Raw genomic sequence first — 8,004 nt, forward strand, 5'->3', positions numbered from 1 at the left:
CCCCGAAGGGAGCCTCTATGGCAAAACAGCTAATCGAGATTACAGAACGTCTACTGCGTTCAGATCTTTGAAAGCCTGTTCCAGACGAGTAATCATCGAAGTCTGGGCTGCACGCAGCCATACGCGCGGATCGTAGTATTTCTTGTTCGGCTGGTCGGCGCCTTTCGGGTTGCCCAACTGGCCCTGCAAGTAACCTTCGTTCGCTTTGTAGTACTGCAGGATACCGTCCCAGGTTGCCCATTGGGTGTCGGTATCGATGTTCATTTTGATCACGCCGTAGCCTACGGACTCTTTGATCTCTGCGTCGGTAGAACCGGAGCCGCCGTGGAACACGAAGTTCAGGCTGTTGTGCGGCAGGTTGAATTTCTTGGACACGTAGTCCTGAGAATCGCGCAGGATGGTCGGAGTCAGTTTAACGTTGCCTGGCTTGTACACGCCGTGCACGTTACCGAAGGACGCCGCGATGGTGAAGCGTGGGCTGATGGCGTTCAGTTTTTCGTACGCGTAAGCCACGTCTTCCGGTTGGGTGTACAGAGCAGATGCGTCCATATGGCTGTTGTCCACGCCATCTTCTTCACCGCCGGTGCAGCCCAGTTCGATTTCCAGAGTCATACCCAGCTTCGCCATGCGAGTCAGGTACTTGCTGCAAATCTCGATGTTTTCTTCCAGAGACTCTTCGGACAGGTCGATCATGTGAGAAGAGAACAGTGGTTTGCCGGTAGCGGCGAAGTGCTTCTCGCCGGCGTCCAGCAGGCCGTCCAGCCATGGCAGCAGTTTCTTCGCACAGTGGTCGGTGTGCAGAATAACCGGCACGCCGTAATGCTCAGCCAACTGGTGAACATGATGTGCACCAGAAATCGCGCCCAGAATCGCTGCGCCCTGCGGAACGTCAGTCTTCACGCCTTTGCCGGCGATAAACGCGGCACCGCCGTTGGAGAACTGAACGATAACCGGAGCACGTACCTTCGCGGCTGTTTCCAGCACGGCGTTGATGGAGTCGGTACCCACGCAGTTCACTGCTGGCAGCGCAAAGTTGTTCTCTTTAGCTACTGCGAATACTTTCTGAACGTCATCACCAGTGATGACACCCGGTTTTACGAAATCAAAAATTTTAGACATGTTACTTTGTCCTGTTTCGTCGGCCGTAGATGGATGTAAATCGATTTTTTCATGCCGCGCCGCCTTGGCCGCGCGGTATAAAACAAACGGGCGGCTTTCGCCTCCCGTTGTTTGAATTACTGCTTAGCACGCTCTTCCAGCATCACTACCGCCGGCAATGATTTACCTTCCACGAACTCCAGGAAGGCGCCGCCGCCGGTTGAGATGTAGGAAATCTTGTCAGCAATACCGAACATGTCGATTGCAGCCAGAGTGTCGCCACCGCCTGCGATAGAGAAAGCTTCGCTGTCTGCGATAGCGTTCGCGACAATTTCGGTGCCCCGACGGAAGTTAGGGAACTCGAAGACGCCAACCGGGCCATTCCACAGAATGGTTTTGGCGTTTTTCAACAGCGCTGCCATTGCATAGGCAGTTTCGTCGCCGAAGTCCATAATCTCTTCGTTATCAGCGATGTCTGAAACGCTTTTCACCGTTGCCGCGGCGGTTTCAGAGAACTCTGTGCCCACGCGTGAATCGGTTGGAACTGGAATGCCGTACTGATCGCGCAGATCTTTTGCCGCAGCAACGAAGTCTGGCTCGTACAGTGATTTGCCCACGTTGTTTTCGATAGCAACGAAGGTGTTTGCAATGCCGCCGCCGACAATCACGGTATCCGCGATTTTCACCAGTGATTGCAGAACGTCGAACTTGGTAGACACTTTAGAGCCGCCAACGATAGCGACCATTGGGCGAGCCGGGTTACCCAGCGCTTTACCCAGGGCTTCCAGCTCGGCAGACAGCAGCGGGCCTGCACAGGCAACAGGAGCAAACTTGCCCACGCCGTGAGTCGAAGCCTGCGCGCGGTGCGCGGTGCCGAAAGCGTCCATCACGTATACGTCGCACAGCGCCGCGTACTTCTTGGACAGGGTTTCGTCGTCTTTCTTCTCGCCCTTGTTGAAACGGACGTTTTCCAGCACGACCAACTCACCTTCTGCAACGTCAACGCCTTCCAGGTAGTCTTTGGCCAGACGTACCGGGTTTTTCAGGTGTTCTTTCAGGTAGTTTACAACCGGCAGCAGGGAGAATTCTTCGTTGTATTCGCCTTCGACAGGACGGCCCAGGTGGGACGTTACCATCACGCGAGCACCTTGTTTCAGCGCAGCTTCAATCGTCGGCAGGGAGGCACGGATACGTGCATCGGAAGTCACTTTACCGTCTTTCACTGGAACGTTCAGATCGGAGCGGATCAGAACGCGTTTACCTGCCAGATCCAGATCGGACATGTTAATTACAGACATGGTGAACCCTCTTGGTTAAATCTCTATAAAGTTGCCTGAGCGACGCACCGGCAAACTGCCGATGCCGCCGTACTAGAAACCGCTGGCGGCCATTGCCCGTGTTGTATCCAACATCCGATTGGCAAAGCCCCATTCATTATCGCACCAGACCAAGGTCTTGATCAGGTGCTGCCCGCTGACCCGGGTCTGCGTACCGTCGACGATAGCGCTATGCGGGTCGTGGTTAAAATCAATCGAGACCAATGGCAGTTCCGTGTAATCGACTATACCACGAAAAGATCCCTGTGCGGCCTTTTGCAACAGCTGGTTGACCTCTGTCACTTTTACCGCCGAACTGACGCTGACGCTGAGATCGATGGCCGTCACGTTGATGGTCGGCACGCGCACGGAAATCGCTTCGAAACGATCGCAAAACTGCGGAAAAATGCGGGTAATGCCGGCGGCCAGCTTGGTGTCGACCGGAATAATCGACTGGCTCGCCGCGCGGGTGCGCCGCAAATCCTGATGATAGGCGTCTATCACCGGCTGATCGTTCATCGACGAGTGAATGGTGGTCACGGTGCCCGATTCGATGCTAAAGGCATCGTCCAGCAGCTTGATCACCGGAATAATGCAGTTGGTGGTGCATGACGCATTGGACACGATACGGTGTTCCGCCAGCAGCGTCTGATGATTGACGCCAAACACGATGGTGGCGTCCAGATCGTTGCCGCCCGGATGGGCGAACAGAACCTTCTTCGCACCTGCCGCCAGATGGGCCTCGCCATCTGCCCGGCTGCCGAACACGCCGCTGCAATCCAGCACCACGTCGACGCCCAGCTCGCTCCAGGGAAGCAGCTCTACCGCCGGCTGATGCAGCAAACGGATAGTGTCGTCCCCGACGGTCAGCATGTCGCATTCCTGGCGTACGTCCCAGGCAAAGCGCCCATGGCTGGAGTCGTATTTCAACAGGTGGGCCATCCCCTCGGCGTTCGCCAGTTCGTTGATCGCCACCACGGAAATTTCCGCTCTACGTCCCGATTCATACAGTGCGCGTAAAACGCTGCGGCCGATGCGGCCAAAGCCGTTTATCGCTATGCGGATGGTCATGCTGCTCCTGAAAAAGGGCCTTCTTCCGCCGGGCGCGTTCACCGGCATCGAGAGGGCACTGGCTGGTTATCTGACTAACCTGCATAGAGTAGTGTATCGCACCGCCTGCTGTGAATCGCCGCGTAACATTATTCCTTTCCGCCGGCGGATCTTCACCGGCGTCACTCGGGCATTTCTGCGAGATACTGCCACAACTGAAACGCTTCAGCCGAGCATAAACCAAAGTTTTGCCAAAAGGAACAGGTGCAGCAAGCCGGTGGGCAACGCGAGAGGGTTTTGCGAGAATAAGATGATCTAGCGCACACTTTTGACTTAAGACGGCACCAAAGCCTGACGACGAAGCGCTCACCTTTTAGCCAGCAGGCCGCCCCCCCCATTGCAGGGTGCGGCCATGCCGATATTATTCTTTCGGGAAAATCCACAGGTGCTCTGCCGGCAACGATAACCTGCACAGCGCCTGCTCACGAACCTCGCTGCCATAGGCACGCACCACAAAATCCTCGGCCACCGTGCGGAACAGATATTCCCAACGATCGCCAAGATACATGCTGGTCAGCAGAGGCAGCTCAAGTTGATTGCCCTGTGGATCGTCCCCCAGATGCACGCGTTCGACACGGATCACCGCCGTCCCCTCTGCGCCGGCTTTTACCCCCGCGCCTGCCATGCCCCACAGCGCCCAGTCTTTGCCTTCGATGCGCGCTTTACCGTCACTCACCTCCGTGACCTTGCCGTACAGGCGATTATTGCTGCCCATAAACTCGGCGGTAAACAGGGTCGAAGGTGAACCGTACATTTCCTGCGGTGTACCTTGCTGTTCGATTTTCCCGTTGTTGAGCAGCAAAATACGGTCGGAAATCGCCATCGCCTCATTCTGATCGTGGGTCACCATCAACGCCGACAGGCCAAGCTTGATAATCAACTCGCGCAGAAACACCCTCGCCTCTTCACGCAGCTTGGCATCCAGGTTAGACAAGGGCTCATCCAGCAGGATCACCGGCGGGTTGTACACCAGCGCCCGGCCAATCGCCACGCGCTGTTGCTGGCCGCCGGAAAGTTGGTGCGGATGGCGCTTGCCCAACGCCCCCAACCCAAGCTGATCGAGCACGCCCTGCACCCGCTGGCTAATTTCCGCCGAGGCGACTTTGCGTAATTTCAGCGGATAGGCAACGTTCTCAAACACGGTTTTATGCGGCCATAACGCGTAAGACTGGAACACCAGCCCAAGGTTGCGCTCTTCGGCCGGGATCTCACTGCGCGAAGCGCCATCGTATACGGTATTGCTGCCGATGATAATGCGACCCTGCGTCGGCTTTTCCAGCCCGGCGACCGCACGCAGCAACGTGGTTTTCCCACTGCCCGACGGGCCCAGCAGCGAAACCACTTCACCCCGTTTCAACTGCATCGAAACGCCTTTCAGCACCGGGTTGTCGCCGTAGGTCAAATGCAGATTATCTACCGAAAGTTCAATCATGTAATTTCACTCCAAAGCGCAGGGCGATACCCAGACCCAACACCACCAACAGGATGTTGATAAAGGAGAGCGCCGCAACGATATCAATGGCGCCCGCCGCCCACAGCGAAACCAGCATCGATCCTATGGTTTCCGTGCCCGGAGAAAGCAGATACACCCCGGTGGAATACTCGCGTTCAAAAATCAGGAACATCAACAGCCAAGAACCAATCAGGCCGTAACGCGACAGCGGAATGGTGACGTGTCGGGTGATCTGGCCACGGGTCGCCCCGGCGCTGCGCGCCGCTTCTTCCAGTTCGGGGCCAACCTGCAACAACGTGGAGGAAATCAGCCGCAGTCCGTAGGCCATCCATACCACGGTATAGGCCAGCCAAACGCTGAAGATGGTGCTGCGCAAGGAACGCAACCAGACGATCAGGTTCTCCCGCAACCACTCGGCCACCGGCAGCGCCGACAGCCAGCCCTCTTTCAGCGATTTATCCAGCCACATCGGCAGGAACAGGAATACCCACAGGAAAGCCAGACCGGCCAGCAGGCCCGGCACCGCTCGCGGCACCAGCACGCTGTAGTCGAGGAAACGGGTCGCGCCGTCGGGTTTGCGGTGCATGGCGATGCCGATAAACAGGTAGCAAGCCACCGCCAGCGCGCCACCGAACACCCCAATCGCCATTGAGTTGACAATCGCCCGCAGCAGGTTGGGTTGCTGCCAGATGGTGCGGAAAGTATTGAGCGACAGTTCGTCCCAGATGGAAACGCCCACGCCCCAGTTGGAGATAAAGGCACGCAATACCACCCCCACCAGCGGTACGCCGATGGTGACCGTCAGCCAGAACACCACCACGGCACCGGCGACCCAGCGCCATTTACCCAGCGGCAACGCGCGGGCCTGCGAAGCCTTGCCTTTGACGGTAACGAAACGGTTGGCGGTGCGCATCAGACGGCGCTGCAACATCACCAACGGAATGGTGATGCAGATCAGCACCACCGCCACCGCCGCCATCAAATGGTAAGACGGCGTACCCAGCTTATTGGTCAGTTGATACAGGTAGGTCGCCAGCACCAGGTTGCCTTCCGGGTCGCCCAGCACCAGCATCAGGCCGAACACTTCCAGCCCCAGGAAGAACAGCAGCACGCCGGCATAGAGAATGGACGGCCGCACCATCGGCAAACTGACTGCGGTCATCACCTGCAAGGGCGAGGCCCCCGCCGTGCGCGCCGCTTCTTCCACGTCGGAGCCTACGCTGCGCAGCGCCGAAGAAATGTAAAGATAGGCGTGGGGCACATGCGTCAGCCCGGCGATGACCACGATGCTGGACATCGAGTAGATATTCCATGGCACGAAGCCCAGCAGCGCCTCCGCCCACAGCGAGAAAAAACCCACCGGCCCGGCAGCCACCACGTAGCCAAACCCCAGCACCATCGGGGAGACAAAGATCGGCACCAGGATCAGCGGCTCAATGAAGCGGCGGCCGGGCAAATCGGTTCTGACCATCAAAAAGGCCAGAATACCCCCCAACGGAATGGCGATCACCACCAGTCCGAAAGCCAGAATAAAGCCGCTTTTCAGCGCCTTGTAAAAGTCGGGGTCGGTAAAAATAAACTGAAACGCCTCAAGGCTGAACACCTTGGACGGAGAGAAAAAGGGGGCAGAGAGGAAACTTTGAATCACGATAAACGACAGCGGCACATAGATAACCAATGCGGTTATCAACACCACCAAGCCGCGTGGCAGGCTTTGCCACTTTCTACGCCATGCTTCCATAAAATATCCCAATGGTTGTAAACGACGACGACCAAAGGGCGCGCGCCGACGTGGCAGACGCGCGTCCGGATCCGGTTATTATTTTGCCGCGGCGGTACGCCACTGCTTGATATAATCCAGGCGTTTGGCCGGCTGCAGATACTCCAACAGGCTCTCATCCACCGGGATAGGTTTCAGCGCGTTGCCGAGCATTTTAGTCATGCCTTCAATGTCGTTCTTGCCTTCTATGTCATTGCGGATGGAAGGAATGTCCGCCTGATTGGCAAGTATGCTTTGGCCCTTTTCCGACAGCACGTAGTTAAGCCACAGTTTCGCTGCGTTAGCGTTGGTCGCCTCTTTGCTGATAAAGGACACGCGCGACAGCACCAGCGTGTAATCCTTCGGATAAGAAATACCGAGCGAAGGGTCGGTTTTGGCGCGCGCCTCGGCATAAGAACCCAGAATGTTGAAACCGATCAGGTTCTCACCGGATGACACCCTTTCCATCATGGTGCCGGTGGAGGATTGCACCGCCAGGCCGCCTTTGGCTACGTCAGCCAGGGTAGCGAAATAGTGCGGATCGGCCTTGGAGTCCTGTACTGACAACATGAAACCCAGCCCTGACTTTTCGATGTCATAGGTGGTGACTTTCTTTTTGAACTTGTCGGTCTGGCTGGCGATCAGTTTTGCCAGTGCAGCGTGCGAGTCCGGTACGTCACCCTGCGGGATCAGCCGTTTGTTATAGATGAATACCACCGGCTCATAGGTGGTGCCGTAGGCCTTCTCTTTCCAGACCGCCCATTTCGGCAATTGGCCCTGCTCCGGCGAGGCGTACTCCTGCGCGTAGTCGGTCGCCAGTTTCAGCGCGGTGTCCATCGACGAGCTCCAAACCACGTCGCCGCTGGTGCCGCCCGCCGCCTGTTCGCTGATGTAGCGGTTGTATAATTCGGTGCTGTTCATGTCGTTGTATTCGACTTTCACGCCCGGATACAGTGCTTCGAACCCCTGAATCAGCGGGCCGGCAGCTTTGGTGTCGGTGGTGGAATACACCACAACCTTGCCTTCTTTCTTCGCGCCATCGACTATCTTCTGATAGTCAGCCGGATAGCCTGCCGGGAAGTCGGCATAGGCAGGCGCTGCCCCCAGTACCGCGATCGCAACCACAGACGCACTGATTCTTGTCAACATGATCAACTCCTGGTTACATTTAAGAAACTAAAAATTAACATATAGTTAATCCTCGTTCTTAAGCAACGCCGTTGATTTTTTATCTTCGTGTTTTGTGAGGTTGGGCGATTTTTGGGCAA

At 56.7% G+C, this 8,004-nt stretch carries 6 protein-coding genes; all 6 read right to left on the reverse strand.

The genetic code is table 11. The features are described from left to right. Positions 1 to 39 precede the first annotated feature (39 nt). Positions 40 to 1,119 (reverse strand): class II fructose-bisphosphate aldolase, encoded by a 1,080-nt coding sequence (gene fbaA / locus SPL01S_RS23910; RefSeq protein WP_062868553.1) that lies wholly within the window; start codon positions 1,117 to 1,119, stop codon positions 40 to 42. Between the two features lie 116 nt (positions 1,120 to 1,235). Continuing rightward, positions 1,236 to 2,396, reverse strand: coding sequence for a phosphoglycerate kinase (pgk, locus tag SPL01S_RS23915; RefSeq protein ID WP_062868555.1), 1,161 nt, complete (start codon positions 2,394 to 2,396; stop codon positions 1,236 to 1,238). Between the two features lie 72 nt (positions 2,397 to 2,468). Then, the gene (gene epd, locus SPL01S_RS23920; RefSeq protein ID WP_004952579.1) at positions 2,469 to 3,485 is read right to left on the reverse strand and encodes an erythrose-4-phosphate dehydrogenase; all 1,017 of its coding nucleotides are present in this window, start codon (positions 3,483 to 3,485) and stop codon (positions 2,469 to 2,471) included. Positions 3,486 to 3,885: 400 nt separating this feature from the next. After that, positions 3,886 to 4,956 (reverse strand): ABC transporter ATP-binding protein, encoded by a 1,071-nt coding sequence (locus tag SPL01S_RS23930; protein WP_063203172.1) that lies wholly within the window; start codon positions 4,954 to 4,956, stop codon positions 3,886 to 3,888. Then, complete coding sequence (locus tag SPL01S_RS23935) at positions 4,949 to 6,718, reverse strand: ABC transporter permease (protein WP_020439713.1); 1,770 nt, start codon at positions 6,716 to 6,718, stop codon at positions 4,949 to 4,951. Before SPL01S_RS23935 ends, SPL01S_RS23930 begins: the two co-directional genes overlap by 8 nt. 78 nt (positions 6,719 to 6,796) lie before the next feature. Next, the gene (locus SPL01S_RS23940) at positions 6,797 to 7,885 is read right to left on the reverse strand and encodes an ABC transporter substrate-binding protein (protein ID WP_006327792.1); all 1,089 of its coding nucleotides are present in this window, start codon (positions 7,883 to 7,885) and stop codon (positions 6,797 to 6,799) included. Positions 7,886 to 8,004: the final 119 nt, after the last annotated feature.

The organism is Serratia plymuthica NBRC 102599, assembly GCF_001590925.1.
GTDB lineage: Bacteria > Pseudomonadota > Gammaproteobacteria > Enterobacterales > Enterobacteriaceae > Serratia > Serratia plymuthica.